The sequence below is a fragment of the Pseudomonas sp. NyZ480 genome, from assembly GCF_029537255.1.
In the GTDB taxonomy this organism is placed as follows: Bacteria; Pseudomonadota; Gammaproteobacteria; order Pseudomonadales; family Pseudomonadaceae; genus Aquipseudomonas; species Aquipseudomonas taiwanensis.
In genome coordinates this window covers 5,244,129-5,264,414 of sequence record NZ_CP120626.1, presented here as the reverse complement: position 1 = coordinate 5,264,414, position 20,286 = coordinate 5,244,129, and the positions used below count along the sequence as shown (strand labels likewise).

General features: G+C 61.6%; 19 protein-coding genes, 1 other RNA gene and 1 pseudogene. 12 read left to right on the top strand and 9 right to left on the bottom strand.

What is annotated here, in order from left to right; genetic code table 11:
* Window positions 1–664: 664 nt before the first annotated feature.
* Window positions 665–2,593, top strand: coding sequence for a cytochrome c/FTR1 family iron permease (locus P3R38_RS24220; protein WP_104883126.1), 1,929 nt, complete (start codon window positions 665–667; stop codon window positions 2,591–2,593).
* 86 nt (window positions 2,594–2,679) lie between these two features.
* Window positions 2,680–3,132: a YaiI/YqxD family protein gene (locus tag P3R38_RS24215; protein ID WP_023382984.1), complete on the top strand. Its 453-nt coding sequence runs from the start codon at window positions 2,680–2,682 to the stop codon at window positions 3,130–3,132.
* Window positions 3,133–3,226: 94 nt separating this feature from the next.
* Here P3R38_RS24215 and elbB read toward each other — a convergent pair whose 3' ends face one another.
* On the bottom strand, window positions 3,227–3,895 hold the full coding sequence (gene elbB / locus P3R38_RS24210) for an isoprenoid biosynthesis glyoxalase ElbB (RefSeq protein WP_023382983.1): 669 nt from the start codon (window positions 3,893–3,895) through the stop codon (window positions 3,227–3,229).
* Window positions 3,896–3,989: 94 nt separating this feature from the next.
* On the opposite strand from elbB, the pseudogene P3R38_RS24205 reads away from it, so the two are divergent.
* Window positions 3,990–4,586: pseudogene (locus tag P3R38_RS24205) on the top strand (sterol desaturase family protein); the annotation flags it as partial.
* Window positions 4,587–5,135: 549 nt separating this feature from the next.
* Here P3R38_RS24205 and P3R38_RS24200 read toward each other — a convergent pair.
* Window positions 5,136–5,780, bottom strand: a complete 645-nt coding sequence (locus P3R38_RS24200) for a DedA family protein (protein WP_162144444.1) — start codon at window positions 5,778–5,780, stop codon at window positions 5,136–5,138.
* Window positions 5,781–5,994: 214 nt separating this feature from the next.
* Between P3R38_RS24200 and ppk1 the strand changes: the two genes are divergently transcribed.
* The gene (ppk1, locus tag P3R38_RS24195) at window positions 5,995–8,229 is read left to right on the top strand and encodes a polyphosphate kinase 1 (RefSeq protein WP_104883128.1); all 2,235 of its coding nucleotides are present in this window, start codon (window positions 5,995–5,997) and stop codon (window positions 8,227–8,229) included.
* Here the strand turns inward: ppk1 and ppx are convergent.
* Window positions 8,216–9,718 (bottom strand): exopolyphosphatase, encoded by a 1,503-nt coding sequence (ppx, locus tag P3R38_RS24190; RefSeq protein ID WP_023382979.1) that lies wholly within the window; start codon window positions 9,716–9,718, stop codon window positions 8,216–8,218. The genes ppk1 and ppx overlap by 14 nt on opposite strands.
* Before the next feature lie 243 nt (window positions 9,719–9,961).
* On the opposite strand from ppx, the gene trxA reads away from it, so the two are divergent.
* From trxA to P3R38_RS24165, 5 genes are all read left to right on the top strand, one after another.
* Window positions 9,962–10,291 carry a thioredoxin TrxA gene (gene trxA, locus P3R38_RS24185; RefSeq protein ID WP_016392405.1) on the top strand — a complete coding sequence of 110 codons (330 nt, stop codon included), beginning with the start codon at window positions 9,962–9,964 and terminating at the stop codon, window positions 10,289–10,291.
* Window positions 10,292–10,619: 328 nt separating this feature from the next.
* Window positions 10,620–11,879 carry a transcription termination factor Rho gene (gene rho / locus P3R38_RS24180; protein ID WP_023382978.1) on the top strand — a complete coding sequence of 420 codons (1,260 nt, stop codon included), beginning with the start codon at window positions 10,620–10,622 and terminating at the stop codon, window positions 11,877–11,879.
* A gap of 204 nt (window positions 11,880–12,083) precedes the next feature.
* Window positions 12,084–13,550 (top strand): 4-hydroxy-3-polyprenylbenzoate decarboxylase, encoded by a 1,467-nt coding sequence (gene ubiD / locus P3R38_RS24175; protein WP_023382977.1) that lies wholly within the window; start codon window positions 12,084–12,086, stop codon window positions 13,548–13,550.
* Window positions 13,550–14,518, top strand: coding sequence for a CDP-6-deoxy-delta-3,4-glucoseen reductase (locus P3R38_RS24170; protein WP_023382976.1), 969 nt, complete (start codon window positions 13,550–13,552; stop codon window positions 14,516–14,518). Before ubiD ends, P3R38_RS24170 begins: the two co-directional genes overlap by 1 nt.
* Before the next feature lie 279 nt (window positions 14,519–14,797).
* Window positions 14,798–15,448, top strand: coding sequence for a gamma-glutamylcyclotransferase (locus P3R38_RS24165; RefSeq protein ID WP_027907207.1), 651 nt, complete (start codon window positions 14,798–14,800; stop codon window positions 15,446–15,448).
* Between the two features lie 91 nt (window positions 15,449–15,539).
* On the opposite strand, the gene P3R38_RS24160 is transcribed toward P3R38_RS24165, so the two are convergent.
* Complete coding sequence (locus tag P3R38_RS24160) at window positions 15,540–16,517, bottom strand: NADPH:quinone oxidoreductase family protein (RefSeq protein ID WP_277686673.1); 978 nt, start codon at window positions 16,515–16,517, stop codon at window positions 15,540–15,542.
* Between the two features lie 157 nt (window positions 16,518–16,674).
* On the opposite strand from P3R38_RS24160, the gene P3R38_RS24155 reads away from it, so the two are divergent.
* On the top strand, window positions 16,675–17,079 hold the full coding sequence (locus tag P3R38_RS24155) for a flagellar basal body-associated protein FliL (RefSeq protein ID WP_023382973.1): 405 nt from the start codon (window positions 16,675–16,677) through the stop codon (window positions 17,077–17,079).
* Between the two features lie 273 nt (window positions 17,080–17,352).
* Here P3R38_RS24155 and P3R38_RS24150 read toward each other — a convergent pair whose 3' ends face one another.
* Window positions 17,353–17,805 (bottom strand): EVE domain-containing protein, encoded by a 453-nt coding sequence (locus P3R38_RS24150; protein WP_023382972.1) that lies wholly within the window; start codon window positions 17,803–17,805, stop codon window positions 17,353–17,355.
* A 177-nt stretch (window positions 17,806–17,982) separates the two neighbouring features.
* Between P3R38_RS24150 and P3R38_RS24145 the strand changes: the two genes are divergently transcribed.
* Window positions 17,983–18,132: a hypothetical protein gene (locus tag P3R38_RS24145; protein WP_023382971.1), complete on the top strand. Its 150-nt coding sequence runs from the start codon at window positions 17,983–17,985 to the stop codon at window positions 18,130–18,132.
* 18 nt (window positions 18,133–18,150) lie between these two features.
* On the opposite strand, the gene P3R38_RS24140 is transcribed toward P3R38_RS24145, so the two are convergent.
* The 4 genes from P3R38_RS24140 to P3R38_RS24125 form a co-directional block, all read right to left on the bottom strand.
* Entirely contained in the window at window positions 18,151–18,759 is a 609-nt protein-coding gene (locus tag P3R38_RS24140; protein ID WP_023382970.1) for a 5-formyltetrahydrofolate cyclo-ligase, read from the bottom strand.
* A gap of 81 nt (window positions 18,760–18,840) precedes the next feature.
* Window positions 18,841–19,020: non-coding RNA, 6S RNA (gene ssrS, locus P3R38_RS24135), on the bottom strand.
* A 17-nt stretch (window positions 19,021–19,037) separates the two neighbouring features.
* Window positions 19,038–19,355 (bottom strand): cell division protein ZapA, encoded by a 318-nt coding sequence (locus tag P3R38_RS24130; RefSeq protein ID WP_023382969.1) that lies wholly within the window; start codon window positions 19,353–19,355, stop codon window positions 19,038–19,040.
* On the bottom strand, window positions 19,352–19,561 hold the full coding sequence (locus P3R38_RS24125) for a TIGR02449 family protein (protein WP_023382968.1): 210 nt from the start codon (window positions 19,559–19,561) through the stop codon (window positions 19,352–19,354). The genes P3R38_RS24130 and P3R38_RS24125 overlap by 4 nt, the downstream gene beginning before the upstream one ends.
* Before the next feature lie 154 nt (window positions 19,562–19,715).
* Between P3R38_RS24125 and P3R38_RS24120 the strand changes: the two genes are divergently transcribed.
* Entirely contained in the window at window positions 19,716–20,270 is a 555-nt protein-coding gene (locus tag P3R38_RS24120; RefSeq protein ID WP_023382967.1) for a YecA family protein, read from the top strand.
* The last annotated feature ends 16 nt before the right edge of the window (window positions 20,271–20,286 follow it).

The following is a 20,286-nucleotide window of genomic DNA, read 5'->3' as shown; positions in this document are numbered from 1 at the left end:
CTGACGTTTAACCAGATTGATTGGGGTTCATACCGTCGTCAACTGTTAAAAATGACAGGTAATGCACAATCGAGCGGCTGCGAGGTGAATTAGCGCTCGTATCATTTGCGCTGGTGTTGGGGTCGAAGAGACGTGAGTCATTTCCGTGTCTGAAACCAAATGCTTCAGTTCTGATTCTCTCTTGAATTATCCTAAGGCGCCTGTCGGAAGGTGCTGTCTTGGCTTGGAAGTACACCAGGAATAGCGTCCTTTGGTCGCCTCGTAAGGCGATCGGGCGTGAGACATCCGCTGGTCACAGGTTGCGCTGCTGCATGGTGCTCGTGCTCGTGCTCGTGCTCGTGCGCGGGCAGGCTTCGGTCTGGCCGGGTCCTTGTACCACAGGTCTCCCCCTGCACGACTGCCACCCAAATCCGTGAGACGAGCAGGGGGCAGAGCACTCCCCGTACGGGAGCCCCATGGAAAGCTCGTCCCCAATCCACCCCCCCTCGTACCTACTTCTGCTTGATCCACCCATCCTATCGCTCCAAACCCCACCGCCTCTCGAGGAATGCGACGAATTGATCGCGCAATGAGCTATTGCGGCATCTCGGTCTCGCAGAGTTGTCACAAGATTTTTCATGAAATCCGCCGAGAAACCTTGAGGGAAATAGAGTGGAAGTGAACAATGTTCTCTTTCGCATTCCCTTCGAGACTGCCCATGAAACATTCCCGTCTGCTTGCCTGGCTCTCGTGGCCGGTGCTGGCGCTGTGCAGCACCTTGGTATTGGCCGGTGCGCCCGCCGAGGCGAGCAAGGCCATGCATCTGCTCGACTACCTGAGCGCTGACTACCCGCCGACCGTGCGCGACGGCAACGTGGTCGACGAGAGCGAATACCGCGAGCAACAGGAGTTCAGCGCGGTGCTGGCGGAGCTGGTCAAAGGTTTGCCGGCCAATGCCGAGCAGGCCGCATTGGCGCAGGGTGTACAGACCCTGCGCCAGGCCATCGACCAGCGCCAGGATGGGGCGGTGGTCGCCAAGCAAGCGCGTCAGCTGGGCGCTCGCCTGGCTGTTGCCTATGAGGTCAGCCAAGCTCCGGTGATTACCCCGGACCCTGCACGTGGCGCATCGCTGTACGCGCAGAACTGCTCGATCTGCCACGGTGACACCGGCGCGGGCGATGGTCCGGCCGGGGTGGGACTGGAGCCACCTCCCGCCAACCTGCGCAGCGCCGAGCGCCTGGATCGGTTGAGCCTGTTCGACCTTTACAACACGCTAGCACTGGGTATCGACGGCACCGAGATGCCCTCCTTCGCCGACCAGCTCGATGACCGTCAGCGCTGGGATGTGGCTGCGTACGTCGCCAGCTTCACCGCCGACCCGCAGGCTGCCAAGGGCGGGAAGACCTGGAACCTGGCCGATCTGGCCCGCCAGACGCCAGCGGAAGTCGCGGCCAGCCAGGGTAGCGACGCCGTCGCGGCGTTCCGTGCCCAGCGTGCCCAACCACCACAGGTCAAGCGTGGCCCGGCGCAGTTGCTCGAGTACACCGCCAGCACGCTGGACAAGAGCCTGGCGGCTTACCGCGAAGGTGATCACGATCAGGCCTATGACCTGTCGGTCGCTGCCTACCTGGAAGGCTTCGAGCTGGTGGAAAGCTCGCTGGACAACATCGATAGCCAAGCGCGCAAGGACACCGAAAAAGCCCTGATGGCCTACCGTCAGTCGTTGCAGGATGGCGTATCGGTGGCCCAGGCCGAACAGCGTCTGGTCGAGGCCAAGACCAAGCTCGACCAGGCCGCCAAGCTGCTGGGCAGCGATGGCCTGAGCTGGTCGTTGAGCTATATCTCCGGGTTGCTGATTCTGCTGCGTGAGGGCATCGAGGCGATTCTGGTGCTGGCGGCGATCCTCGCTTTCCTGCGCAACACCGGCCAGCAGTCGGCGGTGCGCAGCGTCAACGTCGGTTGGGGCCTGGCGTTGGCCGCGGGCTTCGCGACCTGGGCGTTGGCAGCGTATGTGATCGACGTAGGCGGCGCACAGCGCGAGCTGCTCGAAGGCAGTACGGCGCTGTTCGCCAGTGTCATGGTGTTGTGGCTTGGTGTGTGGATGCATGACCGCCGCCACGCCGCCGCATGGCAGAACTACATCAAGAGCTCGCTGGTCAGTGGCGGTGGGCGGTTTGGTTTCGCGGTGCTGGCGTTCTTCTCGGTGTACCGCGAGCTGTTCGAAGTGATCCTGTTCTATGAAACCCTGTGGTTGCAGGCAGGCCCGGCGGGTCACCAGGCAGTGCTGGCCGGTGGCGCCACGGCACTGGTGTTGCTGATGGGGTTGGCCTGGGTGATTCTGCGAGGTTCGGCGAAGCTGCCGCTGTCGCTGTTCTTCAGTATCAACGCCGCGCTGTTGTGCGCGCTGTCGGTGGTGTTCGCCGGGCATGGCGTGAAGGCGCTGCAAGAGGCTGGCGTGCTGGGCACACGGCCAGTGTCGTTCTTCGAGTTCGATTGGCTGGGGATTCATGCCGATGCCTATTCGCTGGCGGCGCAGGTGGTGGCGTTGATGGCTATCGTTGTGTTGTATGGGCGCAGTCGCCTGGCCGAGAAGCGCCGGGCCGCGGCGAGCTGACTACAGTGTGGGCCGCTTCGCGGGTTTACCCAGGAAAGGGCCGGACCTGACACAATGCCGACCTCACAGAAGATGGGACAAGTTGCATGCGTGTATGGATCGATGCCGACGCCTGCCCCAAGGCAGCCAAGGACCTGATCGTCAAATTCGCCCTCAAGCGCAAGATCGAGGTGGTGATGGTGGCTGGCCAGGCCGTGGCCAAGCCGGCCTTCGCCCTGGTGCGGCTGATCGTGGTGCCAAGCGGTATGGATGCGGCGGACGACTATCTGGTCGAGAATGCCGTGCCCGGCGAACTGGTCATCTGCAGTGATGTGCCGTTGGCCGACCGCTTGATCAAGAAGGGCGTGGCCGCGCTCGACCCCAGGGGGCGCGAGTTCGATGAGCGCAACATGGGCGAGCGGCTGGCAGTGCGCAACCTGTTTACCGAATTGCGTGAGCAAGGACAGGTAGGGGGCGGGCAAGCGCCCTACGGCGAGAAGGAAAAGCAGGCATTCGCCAATGCGCTGGACCGGATTTTGACGCGTTTGTCGAAAGGGTAGTGGGGCCAATGGCCGGCGAGCCGGCCCCTGCAGTCACCGCAACGGTGGAGGGGCCGGCGCACTGGCGATCGCCTTTGAAGCAGGCGCAAGGCGCTTACTGCTCGCCTTCGTGGGTCAGCTCCAGCACCCGGTCCACCAGCTTGTAGATACCGCCCGCCGCTTCGCTGATCGATTGGGCCAGCATGTAGGCCGGGGTGGTCACCAGCTTGCGCTGGGTGTCTTCGACGATGTCGTGCACATCGCACTCTTCATGGGTCCCGCCCATCTTCGCCACCGCCGCAGCGGTGCCGGCATCGTTGCCAATGGTGCAGACCACGCCAGGGCCATAGATCTTGGCCGCCAGGGCGGGCGAAATGCAGATCAGGCCAACCGGTTTGCAGGCGTCGGCAAAGGCTTCGGCCAGGGCCAGCACGTCCGGATTGACGGAGCAGTTGGCGCCCTCGACGGCAAAGTTCGAGAGGTTCTTCGCCGCGCCGAAACCGCCCGGTACGATCAGCGCGTCGAAGTCTTCGACCTTGGCTTCGCGGATGTCCTTCACCTCACCACGTGCGATGCGCGCCGACTCAACCAGCACATTGCGTGACTCGGGCATTGCCTCGCCAGTCAGGTGGTTGATCACATGCATCTGCGCAATGTTCGGCGCGAAGCACTGCACCTGCGCTCCGCGCTGGTCGAGGCGCAGCAGGGTGATCACGCTTTCATGGATTTCGGCGCCGTCGTAAACGCCACAGCCGGAAAGAATCACCGCTACTTTTTTCGTCATGCTCATTACTCCAGTGTCGAGGCGCTAAATGTCCTCTAGTTTGGCAGATGTCGCCATAGGGTTTCCTGTGGCCGCGGCCTAATCTCTTCAGATCATGCCGGAGCCGTTGCCCATGGACCTGATTCTGCTGGCCGTGCCGTTCTTCTTTGTGCTGATCGCTGTCGAACTGGTGGCTGACCTGGTGCGTGGCCAACGCAATTTCACCGTGGCCGACTCGATCAACAGCCTGAGCACGGGGGTGCTGTCGACCAGCACCGGGCTGCTGACCAAAGGGGTTGGGCTGGTGACCTACGCCGTGGCCTGGGAGCACCTGGCGTTGCTGCGTTTGCCAGAGCAGGCCGGGTGGGTATGGCTGCTGGCATTCGTGCTGTATGACCTGTGCTACTACTGGCTGCACCGCCTGGGGCACGAGCGCAACGTGCTGTGGGCGGCCCATTCGGTGCATCACCAGAGTGAGGAATACAACCTCACCACCGCCCTGCGCCAGACCAGCAGCGGTTTCATTTTTTCGTGGGTCTTCTACCTGCCTCTGGCCTTGGTCGGCGTCCCGCCGGTGGTGTTCATCACCGTAGCGTCGCTGAATTTGCTGTACCAGTTCTGGGTGCACACCCGGCACATACCTAAACTGGGTTGGCTCGAGTGGGTGCTGATCACGCCATCCAACCATCGCGTCCACCATGCGCAGAATCCTGCTTACTTGGATCGTAACTATGGCGGCGTGTTCATTCTCTGGGACCGCTTGTTCGGTACCTTCAAGGAGGAAGACCCGGCCGAGCCCGTGGTGTTCGGCGTGACCACGCCACTGGCCAGCTGGAATCCGTTGTGGGCCAACCTGCAGTTCTACGCCCAGCTTTGGCACGATGCATGTCGCACCCATCGCTTTTGGGACAAGCTGCGCATCTGGTTCATGCCCACTGGCTGGCGGCCGGCCGATGTCGCGGCTGGTTATCCACAGGCCAAGCAGGACCTGGCGTCGTTTCGCAAGTTCGACGTGGTCATCGGGCGTGCGCAACAGCGCTACGTGGTGGCGCAGTTTGCGGTGCACGTCGCGTTGGGCAGTTACTTGATGGGGGTGGCAGAGCAGGTGACGACTGGCGCCCTGGTGCTGGGCTGGTTGGTAATGGCGTTTGGTTTGTTCGTGCTGGGCGCGATGCTGGAAAACCGCCGCTGGGCGCCGCGTCTGGAACTGGCGCGCCTGGTCTGCAACGTACCGGCGCTTTACCTGGCTGGCGTGCTGGGCTTAGCGCCGGTCACGGTGCTGGTCTGGGGCCTGCTCCTGGCCTACAGCTTGGCCTGCCTCTGGGCCCTGGCCATTTGCCGCCGCCTTGCGCTCGGCACGCAGGGTGCGGAACCGTCGGCGCAGCCACAACAGGCCGCCCAGCACCAGCAGGCCGCCAAGCACCCATAGCTCGTACTTCTTCACATTGCCCAGCAGGCCTTCGAGGATGGCGCCGAAGTGATAGGCGGCCGCGCCCAATGCCAGGGCCCAGACCGCAGCACCGATGCCGTTGAGCAGCAAGTAGCGGCGCGGCGGGTAGCCGGACAGCCCGATCGCTACAGGCATGACCGTACGCAGGCCATACACGAAGCGGAAGCTCAGCACCCAGATGTCGGGATGTCGGCGAATGTGGTCCAGCGCTCGGTCGCCCATGGCCTGCCAGCGGGGCTTGCGCGCCAGAATCTTGCGGCCGTGGCGACGGCCCATGAAGTACCACAGCTGGTCGCCAGCGTAGCTGCCGAAGAACGCGGTCAGCACGACTAGGTTGATGTCCATGTAACCGCGGAACGCAAGGAATCCCGCAAGCACCAGGATGGTCTCGCCTTCGAAGAAGGTGCCAAGAAAGAGGGCGAAGTAGCCGAAATCCTGCAGGAATTGTTGAAGCATTTTCTGAGGTGCTGGCGAAATGAACGCGCAGCCTACCCCTTCGCGCGCATTCGTGAAAGTGTCCAAATGTGTCTCGACGTGAACAATCCCTGTGCGGACAATGCCTGCGGCCATAAGTCGCGACTTGCCTTGGTATGTAACACAGGCGTCATAATGGCCGCTTATCGTGCCGCTCAATTGATGATAGGGCGTTAACGTCCTCCAGGAACGCCAGATGAATAATGAAGTGCTAACCCCTGTCGCGATCAAGGACGCCCAGGCTCTTCCCGAAGAAATGGTGCAGACCCCGCCGGACCTGCCAGAGGCACCGGAACCTGTGGTCGAGGCCGCTGCCACGCCAGCCCCCGCGCCAGCACCGGCAATCGCCATTCCGAGCCTGGACGACAGCAGCCTGTACATTCATCGCGAGCTTTCGCAGCTGCAATTCAATATCCGAGTGCTGGAGCAGGCGCTGGATGAGTCCTATCCGCTGCTCGAACGCCTCAAGTTCTTGCTGATCTTCTCCAGCAACCTGGACGAATTCTTCGAAATCCGTGTTGCCGGCCTGAAGAAGCAGATCAACTTTGCCCGGGAACAAGCCGGTGCCGATGGCCTGCAGCCGCACCAGGCGCTGGCACGGATCAGCGAGCTGGTGCACGGCGAGGTGGACCGTCAATACGCGATCCTCAACGATGTGCTGTTGCCGGAGCTGGAAAAACACCAGATCCGCTTCATCCGCCGCCGTTACTGGACGCCCAAGCTCAAGACCTGGGTGCGTCGTTACTTCCGCGACGAGATCGCGCCGATCATCACCCCCATTGGCCTCGACCCGACGCACCCGTTCCCGTTGCTGGTGAACAAGAGCCTCAACTTCATCGTCGAGCTCGAAGGTGTCGACGCCTTCGGCCGCGACTCGGGCCTGGCGATCATCCCGGCCCCGCGGTTGCTGCCACGGGTCATTCGCGTACCTGAGGACGTGGGGGGGGCAGGCGACAACTATGTGTTCCTGTCGTCGATGATCCACGCTCACGCCGACGACTTGTTCCAGGGCATGAAGGTCAAGGGCTGCTACCAGTTCCGCCTGACGCGAAACGCTGACCTCGCGCTGGACTCCGAAGAGGTCGACGACCTGGCCCGTGCTTTGCGCGGTGAACTGTTTTCGCGTCGTTACGGCGACGCCGTGCGTCTGGAAGTGGCCGACACCTGCCCGAAGCACCTGTCCGACTACCTGCTCAAGCAGTTCAGCCTCAGCGAGAGCGAGCTGTATCAAGTCAATGGTCCGGTCAACCTGACCCGCCTGTTCAGCATCACAGGCCTTGATAGCCATCCTGAACTGCAGTACACCCCGTTCACCCCGGCGATTCCCAAGCTGCTGCAGAACGCCGACAACATCTTCAGCGTGATCGGCAAGCAGGATGTACTGCTGATGCACCCGTTCGAGTCGTTCACCCCGGTGATCGACCTGCTGCGCCAGGCTGCCAAGGACCCGCATGTGCTTGCCGTGCGCCAGACGCTGTACCGCTCCGGCGCCAACTCGGAGATCGTCGATGCGTTGGTGGACGCAGCGCGCAACGGCAAGGAGGTCACCGCGGTGATCGAGTTGCGTGCGCGCTTCGATGAAGAGTCCAACCTGCAAATGGCCAGCCGTCTGCAGGCAGCTGGCGCGGTGGTGATCTATGGCGTGGTGGGCTTCAAGACCCACGCCAAGATGATGCTGATCCTGCGCCGCGAGCAGGGAGAGATCGTCCGTTATGCACATCTGGGTACTGGTAACTACCATGCCGGCAACGCCCGGTTGTACACCGACTACAGCCTGCTCACCTCCGACGATGCCCTGACCGAGGACGTGGGCAAGCTGTTCAGCCAGCTGATTGGCATGGGCAAGACACTGCGCATGAAAAAGCTGCTGCATGCGCCGTTCACGTTGAAGAAGGGCATGCTCGACATGATTGCCCGCGAGACGCAGTTCGCCCTCGAAGGCAAGCCGGCGCACATCATCGCCAAGTTCAACTCGCTGACCGATGCGAAGGTCATCAAGGCGCTGTACAAGGCCAGCCAGTCTGGCGTGAAAATCGACCTGGTGGTGCGTGGCATGTGCTGCCTGCGGCCGGGCATTCCCGGGGTGTCGCACAACATCCAGGTACGTTCGATCATCGGCCGCTTCCTGGAGCACACCCGGGTGTTCTACTTCCTCAATGGAGGCGAAGAGCAGATCTACCTGTCCAGTGCCGACTGGATGGAGCGAAACCTCGACAAGCGTGTGGAGACCTGCTTCCCGGTAGAAGGCAAGAAGTTGCTGCTGCGGGTTAAGAAGGAGCTGGAAGGTTACCTGACCGACAACACCCATGCCTGGGTCCTGCAATCGGACGGCCGCTACGTGCGCACCGCCCCGACCGGTAACCAGAACCCTCGCAGTGCCCAGGCCGCTCTGCTGGAGCGCCTGAGCAACCCGGTCCTCAACGTACGCTGAGGACGAAGCCGACCCGGGCCAGCCACTCCGCTTCGTTGGCGAAGTCGGCCTGGGTCAGCTGGTTTTGCTCCAGCCAACCATTGGGGAAGGCCACATCCAGCGATTGCTCGCCAGCCTGCAGTGACACGGTGGGCATCTGTTGGGTGCCACGGATGTGGTGGAACAGAATGGCGAAACGCAGCAGCACGCACAGACGCAGCAGCTTCACACCTTCCTCGCCCAGTTCGGCGAACTTGTCCTTGGGGATGTTGCGCCGATGGCCACGCACCAGCAGGGCCATCATCTGCTGGTCTTCGCGCGAGAAGCCGGCAAGGTCGGAGTGCTCGACCAGGTAGGCGCCATGCTTGTGGTAATGGTAGTGAGCGATATCCAGGCCAATTTCATGGATTTTGGCTGCCCATCCCAGTAGATCGCGCCAGTTACCGTCTTCCAGGTCCCACGCCTTGGCCACTTGGTCGAAGGCATGCAGTGCCTTGCGCTCCACGCGAGCAGCTTGGCCCTGGTCGACGTGGTAACGCTCCATCAACGAATTGAGTGTGCGCTCGCGCACATCTTCGTGGTGATGGCGGCCGAGCAGGTCGAACAGCACGCCTTCACGCAGGGCACCGTCGCAATGGTCCATGCGTTGCAGTTCCAGGGCGTCGAAGATGGCTTCGAGAATCGCAAGGCCGGCCGGGAAGATGGCGCGGCGGTCCGGTTTGACCCCTTCAAAGTCGATCTTGTCGACGTCGCCGAGCTTGAACAGTTTGCGTTTGACCCAGGCCAGGCCTTCGGCGTTGACTTCGCCGTTGCCCAGGTTGCTGGCCTTGATCGCGGCGCCGATGGCGCGAATGGTGCCGGACGAGCCGATGGCTTCATCCCAGGTCAGTCGGTGCAGGGCATTCTCGATGCTCATCAGCTCCAGGCGCGCCGCCGTGTAGGCCTGTGCATAGCGCGCCGGGGTGATCTTACCATCGCGGAAATAGCGCTGGGTGAAGCTCACGCAGCCCATTTGCAGGCTTTCGCGCAGTAGCGGTTCGAATCGCTGGCCAATGATGAACTCGGTGCTGCCGCCGCCAATGTCGGCCACCAGGCGTTTGCCGGGGGTGTCGGCCAGGGTATGGGAGACACCGAGGTAGATGAGGCGAGCCTCTTCGCGGCCGGAGATCACCTCCACTGGGTGGCCCAGAATGGCCTCCGCGCGCTGGATGAACTCATTGCGGTTGCGCGCTTCGCGCAGGGCGTTGGTGCCGACGATGCGCACGGCGCCGGAAGGCATACCGTTGATCAGTTGAGCGAAGCGCTTGAGGCATTCGAGCCCCCGTTGCATGGCTTCTTCGCTCAGCAGACGATCCTCGCCGATGCCGGCGGCCAGCTGAACCTTCTCGCCAAGCCGTTCAAGAATACGGATCTCGGTGTGGTGAGCCTTGGCCACGACCATGTGAAAACTGTTGGAGCCAAGGTCGATGGCGGCGATCAGAGACAGGTTCTTCGCGGTTGTTTGCGGCATGATCTGAGTGTTCTCGGTCGTTAACCTGGCAATCGTGCCACGATACGTGGCTGTCGCCAACGCGGGGCACGCCAAGGTTTGATGCAAGGCAATGTGCCATTCGATGCTATGACACTTATGTGACGGTTTCGATTCGCGGCGTCTTGCACAACTATAGTTACACTCAATCGTCCGTGACTTCCTGTAGGCAGCCTGTGCGGCTATGATGGGCCACGTTTTTTGCTTACGACCCTGGAGATATCCATGAGCAGCGATCTGATCAAACACGTCACCGACGCCACCTTCGAAGCCGAAGTCCTGCAGGCTCAAGGCCCGGTGCTGGTCGACTACTGGGCTGAATGGTGCGGTCCATGCAAGATGATCGCTCCGGTTCTGGACGACATCGCCGCCACCTACGAAGGTAAACTGACCGTCGCCAAGCTGAACATCGACGACAACCAGGAAACCCCGGCCAAGCATGGCGTGCGTGGCATCCCGACCCTGATGCTGTTCAAGAACGGCAACGTCGAAGCTACCAAGGTCGGCGCTCTGTCCAAATCCCAGCTGGCTGCGTTCCTCGACGCCCATCTGTGATGTGAAAAAGCCCCGCGAATGCGGGGCTTTTCTTTTGCTCGACGACCCTGTGGGAGCGGGATCCCCCGCGAATCCAAGGTTCAGCCGGTCGATGCCTTCGCAGCTAAATCCGGTCCCAAAAGGTTCGATTTCCCTCGTCAAAACCACTAGACGTCGAAAAATGCAAGTGTTACATTCGGCCTCGCACTGCTTCTTCAGTGCCCTCTGCACGCCGTCGCCGAAGCATCCCTAATTCGAATCAGTACGCGATCCTGTCGCCATCTAGCGGCGCGGCCTCATTAAGCCAAAGCTTAATTCTCCCTTCTTACATGATTACGTCACTCCCCTTATGAACCTGACTGAACTCAAGCAAAAGCCGATTACCGATCTTTTGGAAATGGCCGAACAGATGGGCATCGAAAACATGGCCCGTTCGCGCAAACAGGACGTGATTTTCGCCCTGCTGAAAAAGCACGCGAAAAGCGGCGAAGAGATCTCGGGTGACGGCGTGCTGGAGATTCTCCAGGATGGTTTCGGTTTCCTGCGTTCGGCTGATGCGTCCTACCTGGCCGGCCCCGATGACATCTACGTCTCGCCTAGCCAGATCCGCCGTTTCAACCTGCGTACCGGCGACACCATCGTCGGCAAGATCCGTCCACCGAAGGAAGGGGAGCGTTACTTCGCGCTGCTGAAGGTCGATACCATCAACTTCGACCGTCCGGAAAACGCGAAGAACAAGATTCTGTTCGAGAACCTGACGCCGCTGTTCCCCAACGAGCGCCTTAAGATGGAAGCCGGCAACGGTTCCACCGAAGACCTCACCGGCCGTGTCATCGACCTGTGCGCCCCGATCGGTAAAGGCCAGCGTGGCCTGATCGTCGCTCCGCCGAAAGCGGGTAAGACGATCATGCTGCAGAACATCGCGGCCAACATCACCCGTAACAACCCCGAGTGCCACCTGATCGTCCTGCTGATCGACGAGCGCCCGGAAGAAGTGACCGAGATGCAGCGCACCGTGCGCGGCGAAGTGGTCGCCTCGACCTTCGACGAGCCGCCAACCCGTCACGTGCAGGTGGCCGAGATGGTCATCGAGAAGGCCAAGCGCCTGGTCGAGCACAAGAAGGACGTGGTCATTCTGCTCGACTCCATCACCCGTCTGGCCCGTGCCTACAACACCGTGATCCCGAGCTCCGGCAAGGTGCTGACCGGTGGTGTCGACGCACATGCCCTTGAGAAGCCGAAGCGCTTCTTCGGTGCCGCCCGTAACATCGAGGAAGGTGGTTCGCTGACCATCATCGCCACCGCGCTGGTAGAAACCGGCTCGAAGATGGACGAGGTGATCTACGAAGAGTTCAAGGGTACCGGCAACATGGAGCTGCCCCTGGACCGTCGTATCGCCGAGAAACGTGTGTTCCCTGCCATCAACATCAACCGCTCCGGTACCCGTCGCGAAGAGCTGCTGACCGCCGACGACGAGTTGCAGCGCATGTGGATTCTGCGCAAGCTGCTGCACCCGATGGACGAAGTCGCTGCCATCGAGTTCCTGGTCGACAAGCTCAAGCAGACCAAGACCAACGATGAGTTCTTCCTGTCGATGAAGCGCAAGTAAGCACTTCAAGCTGGAATTGATTGGGGCCGCTTCGCGCCTCTTCGCGGGCAAGCCCGCTTCCACAGGGTCAGTGTGATGCTTGTGGGAGCGGGCTTGCTCGCGAAAGGGGCGCGAAGCGGCCCCACATCATTTTTGCCCCCAATAAAGGCCTGAACGGCGCTACACTCTGCACCCCGACCGATACGGCCAATACGAGGCTCATGCATGCAGTATCGCGACTTGCGCGACTTCATCCGTGGCCTGGAGCAGCGCGGTGAACTCAAGCGCATCCAGGTTCCGATCTCCCCAGTCCTGGAAATGACCGAGGTCTGTGACCGTACCCTGCGCGCCAAGGGCCCAGCTTTGCTGTTCGAAAAGCCCACCGGCTTCGATATGCCGGTGCTGGGCAACCTGTTCGGCACCCCGGAGCGGGTGGCCATGGGCATGGGCGCCGAGTCGGTCGACGAACTGCGCGAAATCGGCAAGCTGTTGGCCTTCCTCAAGGAACCCGAGCCGCCCAAGGGCTTGAAGGACGCCTGGTCCAAGCTGCCGATCTTCAAGAAAGTCGTGTCCATGGCGCCGAAAGTGGTCAAGGACGCGGTCTGTCAGGAAGTGGTGGTCGAGGGCGAGGATGTCGACCTTACCCAGCTGCCGATCCAGCATTGCTGGCCGGGCGACGTGGCTCCGCTGATCACCTGGGGGCTGACCGTCACCCGCGGCCCCAACAAGGACCGCCAGAACCTGGGCATCTACCGCCAGCAGCTGATTGGTCGCAACAAGGTCATCATGCGTTGGTTGAGCCACCGTGGTGGTGCGCTGGACTACCGTGAGTGGTGCGAGAAGCACCCAGGCCAGCCTTTCCCGGTCGCAGTGGCGCTTGGGGCGGACCCGGCGACCATCCTTGGCGCGGTCACGCCTGTGCCTGACACCTTGTCCGAGTATGCCTTCGCCGGCCTGCTGCGCGGCAACCGTACCGAGCTGGTCAAATGCCGTGGCAGCGACCTGCAGGTCCCGGCAACCGCCGAGATCATTCTCGAAGGTGTGATCCATCCGGGTGAAATGGCCCCGGAAGGCCCCTATGGCGACCACACCGGCTACTACAACGAGGTCGACAGCTTCCCGGTGTTCACCGTGGAGCGCATCACCCACCGCCAGAAGCCGATCTACCACAGCACCTACACCGGCCGTCCACCGGATGAGCCGGCGATCCTCGGTGTGGCGCTGAATGAAGTGTTCGTGCCGATCCTGCAGAAGCAGTTCCCGGAAATCGTGGACTTCTACCTGCCTCCGGAAGGTTGCTCGTACCGCATGGCGGTGGTGACCATGAAGAAGCAGTATCCAGGGCACGCCAAGCGCGTAATGCTGGGCGTGTGGTCGTTCCTGCGACAGTTCATGTACACCAAGTTCGTTATCGTTACCGACGATGACATCAACGCCCGCGACTGGAACGATGTGATCTGGGCGATCACCACGCGCATGGACCCCAAGCGTGATACGGTGATGATCGACAATACGCCGATTGACTACCTGGATTTCGCGTCGCCGGTATCGGGGCTTGGGTCGAAGATGGGCCTGGATGCCACCCACAAGTGGCCAGGCGAGACCACGCGGGAATGGGGCCGTGCCATCGTCAAGGACGAGGCGGTCACCCGCCGTATCGATGAGCTGTGGGATCAGTTGGGAATAGATTGATGCAGGTAACGTTGCAGCCGTCCGGGGCAGTGCTGGCGCTCGAACCCGGGGAACGGATCCTGGATGGGGCGCGGCGACTGGGCTATGACTGCCCGAACAGCTGCCGCAATGGCAATTGCCATGTCTGCGCCGCGTTGTTGGTGGAGGGGCGGGTGCGCCAGGACGGCGAAGTCCGTGACCATGGCGAGCTGTTCACCTGCATTGCCGAGCCACTGGAGGACTGTGTCTTGCTGTGGGATGGTGTGCTGGCGTTGGGCGAGCTGCCGGTGCGTAAACTGGCTTGCACCGTGAGCGAATGCGCCGAGGTAGGTGGCGATGTCTGGCGCGTGCGTCTGCGTGCGCCGGCCGGAAAGCCGCCGCGCTACCACGCCGGGCAGTACCTGATGATCGAGCGCAAGGGTGGCAAGCAGGCGGCCTTCTCGCTGGCTTCAGCCCCCCATTGCGGGCGGGACCTGGAGCTGCATGTGTTGGTCCGCGAAGACAGCGCCCGACAATTGATCGAGCAACTGCAGCGTGATGGCGTGGCGCGCATCGAAATGCCATTTGGCGATGCCCACCTGGCCGAGCTGCCCGACGGGCCGTTGGTATTGATCGCTGCGGGCACGGGTATGGGGCAGATGCACAGCCTGGTCGAACATTGCCGCGCTCAAGGTTTCAAGCACCCGGTCCACCTGTACTGGGGAGTGCGGCGCCCCGAAGATTTCTATGCCATCGAGCATTGGGACGAGTGGGAGCGCCTGCCCAATCTGTACTTGCACAAGGTCGTCAGCGACCTGTGCGATTGGGAAGGGCGCTGCGGCATGCTGCATGAAGCGGTCTGCGAAGACATGGACGACCTGAATGCAGTGCATGTTTACGCCAGTGGCTCGCCCAACATGGTCTATGCCACGCTCGATGCGTTGGTCGAGGCTGGTATGGACGCGCACCGTATGCGTGCCGATGTGTTTGCCTACGCCCCCCGCAGTTAATAACCGAAGTTTGAAAGCGTCGGTATAAGGCGGTAACTATTACCGCCTTGGTTAATAACTTTCGCGTTTTTCGGAATAATAATTCCCAATCGTCGGAAGGCCCCATGAAAATTTCGACATATACTTGAGCTAAGGCGGTGGCTGTCTTAAGTTAGACATGACGCCTCCACGGGAGCCGGCCAGCCGGCGATTTGGCTGGCATGGGCAGCAGAGTAAGATCTGCCTTGAATCGTCTTTTCCGCTACAAGCGCTATTCACAGGGAATCATGGCGGCAGCTTATGTCGGCACTTGAAAGTTCATCCTGGAAAGTTTCATATCCACCCTCGCTTGACTTCGGGCAACAACTGACCCGTGAGCAACTGTACAACTCCATGCAGACGACCATGTCACGGCACCAGGGCGGCCCGGTCTGGCTGTTCGCCTATGGTTCCTTGATCTGGCGCCCGGAATGCAACTCCGTGGAGCGCCAACGCGCGCGGGTGCATGGTTACCACCGTGGGTTGTACTTGTGGTCGCATGAGCACCGTGGCACGCCTGAAACGCCCGGCCTGGTGTTTGGCCTGGATCGGGGTGGCTCTTGCAGCGGTTTTGCCTACCGGCTTGATGAAAGCAACCTGGACGACTCGCTGATGGCCCTGTGGCAGCGCGAAATGCCTTACCCGGCGTATCGGCCGCACTGGCTGAGCTGCCGGCTCAGCGATGGGAGCAAGGTCCAGGCCCTGGGGTTCGTGTTGGAGCGGCATTTGCCCTGTTACGCAGGGAACCTGCCGGATACCTTGCTCAGCCAGATCCTGGCCAGTGCCAAGGGGCGCTATGGCACTACGCGCGATTATGTCGAGCAGACCTTGAATGCCTTGCGCAGCCACCAGATGCCGGATCGCAACCTCGAGGCGCGTTTCAGGCGCTGCCATAACCTGCGCGAGGTTTGAGTTCCCCACTGCCTGTACCTTCCCAAGCATCCCCCTTCAGCAGACGCCTGGCCAGCGATAGGGCGGGTACAGGCAATGAACGCTTCCAGCCCTACTTGGCCAGCACCACCAACTTACCCACAGCTTGCCGCTGCCCCAGTCGATCGATAGCCACCCCAGCTTCGGCCAGTGGATAAGTCTGCGAGACCAGCGGTTTCAGCTTGCCCTGGCCATGCCAGACGAACAGCTGTTGGAAGTTGGCGGCATTGTCCTCTGGCTGGCGCTGGGCGAATGCTCCCCAAAACACCCCGAGCACCGCTGCGCCCTTGAGCAGCACCAGGTTCGCCGCCAGCTGAGGGATGGTGCCGCTGGCAAACCCCACCACCAGTAACCGACCATTCCAGGCCAGCCCGCGCACTGCCTGTTCGAACAGCTCGCCTCCCACTGGGTCGTAGATCACATCCACGCCCTGGCCGCCGGTCAGTCGCTTGATCTCATCTTTCAGGCTGGCCTTGCTGTAATCGATCACTTCATCGGCACCCGCAGCCTTGGCCACGGCGAGTTTTTCCGCGCTGCTGGCTGCAGCGATGACCTTGGCGCCCATGGCCTTGCCAATTTCCACAGCCGCCAGGCCGACGCCCCCGGATGCACCCAGTACCAGCAGGGTTTCGCCAGGCTTCAGTTGGCCGCGCTGTTTGAGCGCATGCATCGAAGTGCCGTAGGTCATGCCGAAGGCAGCGGCGGTGGCGAAATCCATACCCTGCGGGATCGGCATCACGTTGTAGAAGGGCACCGCCACGTGTTCGGCGAAGGCGCCCCAGCCGGTCAGCGCCATGACCCGGTCACCGACCTTGAAAGCGCCGGCCTTCTCGCCTACCGCCGCCACCACACCAGCCGCCTCACCACCGGGAGAGAAGGGCAGTGGTGGTTGGAACTGGTATTTGCCTTCGATGATCAGGGTGTCAGGGAAATTGACCCCGGCAGCGTGTACGTCGAGCAGGATCTCGTTCTTCTTCGGCACCGGGCTGGCCACTTCCTCCACTACCAGGTTGCTGGCAGGGCCCAGGGTTTTGCACAACACAGCTTTCATCGGGGCTATTCCTTTGCGTGTGGTGGCCGATAAGTGTAGGAGTGCCGCCTGCCCGGTCAACGAGCATGCCCCGGCCTGATGGGCTGGCATAAGCCGGAGCTTGGGTTTGAGCGGCGTGCTGGGTAAGCTGGCGCCAACTGTATTGAGGAGCTAATTCGTGAAAGCGTGGATCTTGATGGTACTGGCCCTGATGCTGCCAGCGGCGGCCATGGCCGAAGAAGCCAAGGAAGGAGAGCCCAAGGTCTCCTACATCAGCCTGAGCCCGCCCTTCGTCGGCAACTATGCCCTCGATGGTGGCCCTAAGCTGCGCGTGTACAAAGCCGATGTGGCCCTGCGTGTGACGGGCGATGCCGCCGCTGCTGCGGTCAAACACCATGAGCCGTTGATTCGCAATCAGCTGGTGGCGCTGTTCACCCAGCAGGGTGTGGATAACATGAGCAATGTAGAGGCCAAGGAAAAGCTGCGCCAGGAAGCGCTGAAACAGGTGCAGCAGGTAATGGAGGCCGAGGAAGGCAAGCCGATCGTCGAGGACCTGCTGTTCAACAATTTGATCGTGCAGTGATGCTGCCTCGATAGGCTCGCCGGTAATTGTGTGGTGCGGTTGAGATCGCGCGCCGCCCGCGCGGCGCATCGCGAGCAAGGCTCGCTCCTACGTTTGTTTCTGGCCAGTCATGTCTGTGCCAACGCACGCGAACGCCTTGTGTGCACTCGCGCGCATTTCCCACAGGAATAATTGGCCCGGAATAGACGTAGGAGCGAGCCTTGCTCGCGATGCGCCGCGCGGGCGGCGCTCGATGGTGACGGCGCTGAACAACGCCAGACGGACCACTCGAATTCACCGGGCCAAGGCAATAATCGCCGCCCACTGCTCATCGGTCACGGGCATCACCGACAGCCGCGTGCCCTTCTGCACCAACGGCAACGCCTCCAATGCACTCTGCTGCTTGAGCAAGCCCAGCCCCAGCACCTGGCTGAACGTTTTTACGTGCGCCACGTCCACTGCGCTCCAGGGGTTCTTATCGGTAGTGGCCTTTGCGTCGAAATAGTGGCTTAGCGGATCCAGCGCAGTCGGGTCCGGGTAAGCTGCGTTGACGACTCTGGCAATGCCGGCGATTCCCGGCTGCGGGCAGCTGGAATGGTAGAAAAAGAACTCGTCTCCGACACTCATGGCGCGCATGAAATTACGTGCCTGGTAGTTGCGCACACCATCCCAGCGCGCTTCCCCCAGCCGGCCCAGGCCTTCGATCGAGAGCTCGTCGGGCTCGGATTTCATCAGCCAATAGGCCATGGATGCTGCTCCTGAAAAAGTTTGAAATAACCTGTTGCATGAAACCGACAGTCGGTTGGCGTCAACGTTTGCGTGTCGACTCAGGTTGTCGGAAAATGCGCCGATTTTAACGCTAGACGCTCCGGCGACACCAAGAAGGTCGCCGAGCCTGACCATTGCCTAGGGGGGCAATTTTCGATGAACCAACGTAAACCAGATCTGCTTTGGATCCTGGTATTCATCTTTGGACTTGGCGTGGTCACCACCGGTTATGCGCAGGGTATCTGGGAGCGCAAGCTCGATGCCGCTTACCAGGCGCCAGTCGACGCCGGCCAGCAGCAGCGCTGATTCCCCCGCTGGCGCCGATCAGTTCGGCGCCATGTACCAGCCGCGGTCCGAGACCGTGCCTTGTAGCGGTACATCCCAGCTGGCCTGAGCCAGTCGCTCCACTTTCTGGCACTCATGGGCCAGCCCCAGCAGCAGTGGCTTTTTCCAGGTTTGACGACGAGCCTGGTAGGCGAGGCTGCGATCATAGAAACCGCCGCCCATGCCCAGGCGTCCGCCGACCTCATCGAACCCCACCAGTGGCAGCAGGATCAGATCCAGCGACCAGATCGGACGCTGACGCTTGCGGTCGGTGACCGGTTCTGGAATGCGAAACCGATTGCGTTTGAGTTTTTCGCCGTGCTCGAAGCGTTGGAACACCATGCGCGTGCGCGGCCAGGCGTGCAGCACTGGCAGGTAGGTGCGCTTGCCACGACGCTGGGCTTCGCGCAGTAGCAACTGCGGGTCGATTTCGCCATCGTTGGGCAGGTACAGGGCAATGTGCCGGGCACGGCGGAACAGCGGGTGCTGCGCCAGTTGGCGATACAGGCCACGTGCGGCTCGATGTTGCTGTGCCGGCGTCAGGGCGCGGCGGGCATCGCGAAGCAGGCGACGAAGCTGGGGGCGGGTTAGCGGCGCGGTGTCGGTCATGGCACGGGCGTTCCCAGGTGTGCTGGCCGACTGGGCCGGCCAAAACGAATTGCCCGCCAGAGGAGGCGGGCAAGCGAATTCAGGCTCCCCGATAAGACCGCTATCGGTGTAGCCCTTGAACCCGAAAGTTCAAGGTGGAGATTGCAGGGGGCGTTAAGGCTTTCCGTCGGGCGGACATGCACACCGGCCCCAGCGTGCAACCCCCGTGGTTGTGCGTATCGGCTCAGGGACATAACCGACTGGCGCATCCCCCAGGGAGTGGCGCCAGTATACCAATCTCAGCCGATTTTGGTATCCGCGTCGTCGGACAGCGCTTGGTCGACCCGTTCCAGCAGGTCGCGTACCTGTTCACGGGTAGTGCCTGTGCTGGCCGTTTCCGGGGTGTCCTGGCGGTGCAGCAGCTCGTGGGTGATGTTCAGGGCCGCCATGACGGCGATGCGGTCGGCACCGATGACCTTGCCGCTGCTGCGGATCTCGCGCATCTTGCTGTCCAGATAGCGTGCGGCGCTGACCAGGTTGTTGCGTTCTTCCGGAGGGCAGATGATCGAGTACTCCTTGTCGAGGATCTGCACGGTAACGCTATTGCTTGAACTCATGAGTCTTGCTCCAGGGCCTTCAGGCGTAAAATCATCGACTCGATCTTGCGCTTGGCGATTTCGTTCTTTTCGATGAGGTGGGCGCGTTCCTCGCGCCAGGATTTTTCCTGAGCAATTAGGAGTGCATTTTGCCGTTTAAGTTGCTCGACACGTTCGATCAGCAACTCGAACCGGCTCATCAGCGCTTGCAGGTCTTTCTCTTGCATGGGTTGCACTCGATTCGCTCCGTCGTTGACTCACCTGGCGATGATGCCTCTCCCTGGGCAATGGCGGCCAGTGCCGATGGTCTTGGCGCGCCTGCCGGTGCTAGGATACAAGGTCTTCATTCTAGTCATTGCGCCGCCTGGCGCCTAGCTGCCCATGCCTAATACTCAATCGCCTTACACCGCTTTCGCCTCGCTGCTTTCGAGCAACGGTCACCCTGTATCTCCCGCCGAACTGCATGGTCTGCTGATCGGCCGCAGCTGCGCTGGCGCGGGCTTCGACCCCGAAGCCTGGCTGGCCGATGCCGCAGGCGCGCTGGAAAGCGAGCCCGCGGACTCCGTGCGCAATGCCTTGGTTGGCCTGCAGGAAATGGTCAAGGCCGAACTCACTGGCGAGGACATCGCCATCGTCCTGCTGCTGCCAGGCGACGAAGCCCCGCTGACCGAGCGCGCCACCGCGCTGGGCCAATGGTGCCAAGGTTTCATTACCGGCTTTGGTCTGAACGCTGGCGGCAAGGACCTGTCCACCGATGCGAAAGAGGTCCTGCAGGACCTGGTCGCCATTTCTCAAGTCCAGGAAGCCTTGGAAGAGTCCGAGGATGGCGAAAGCGACTACATGGAAGTGATGGAGTATCTGCGTGTCGCGCCGCTGCTGCTCTATACGGAGCTGGCCGCACCCGCCGCACCCGCACCCAAGCCATCGCTGCACTGATTCGATCACCCTGGGG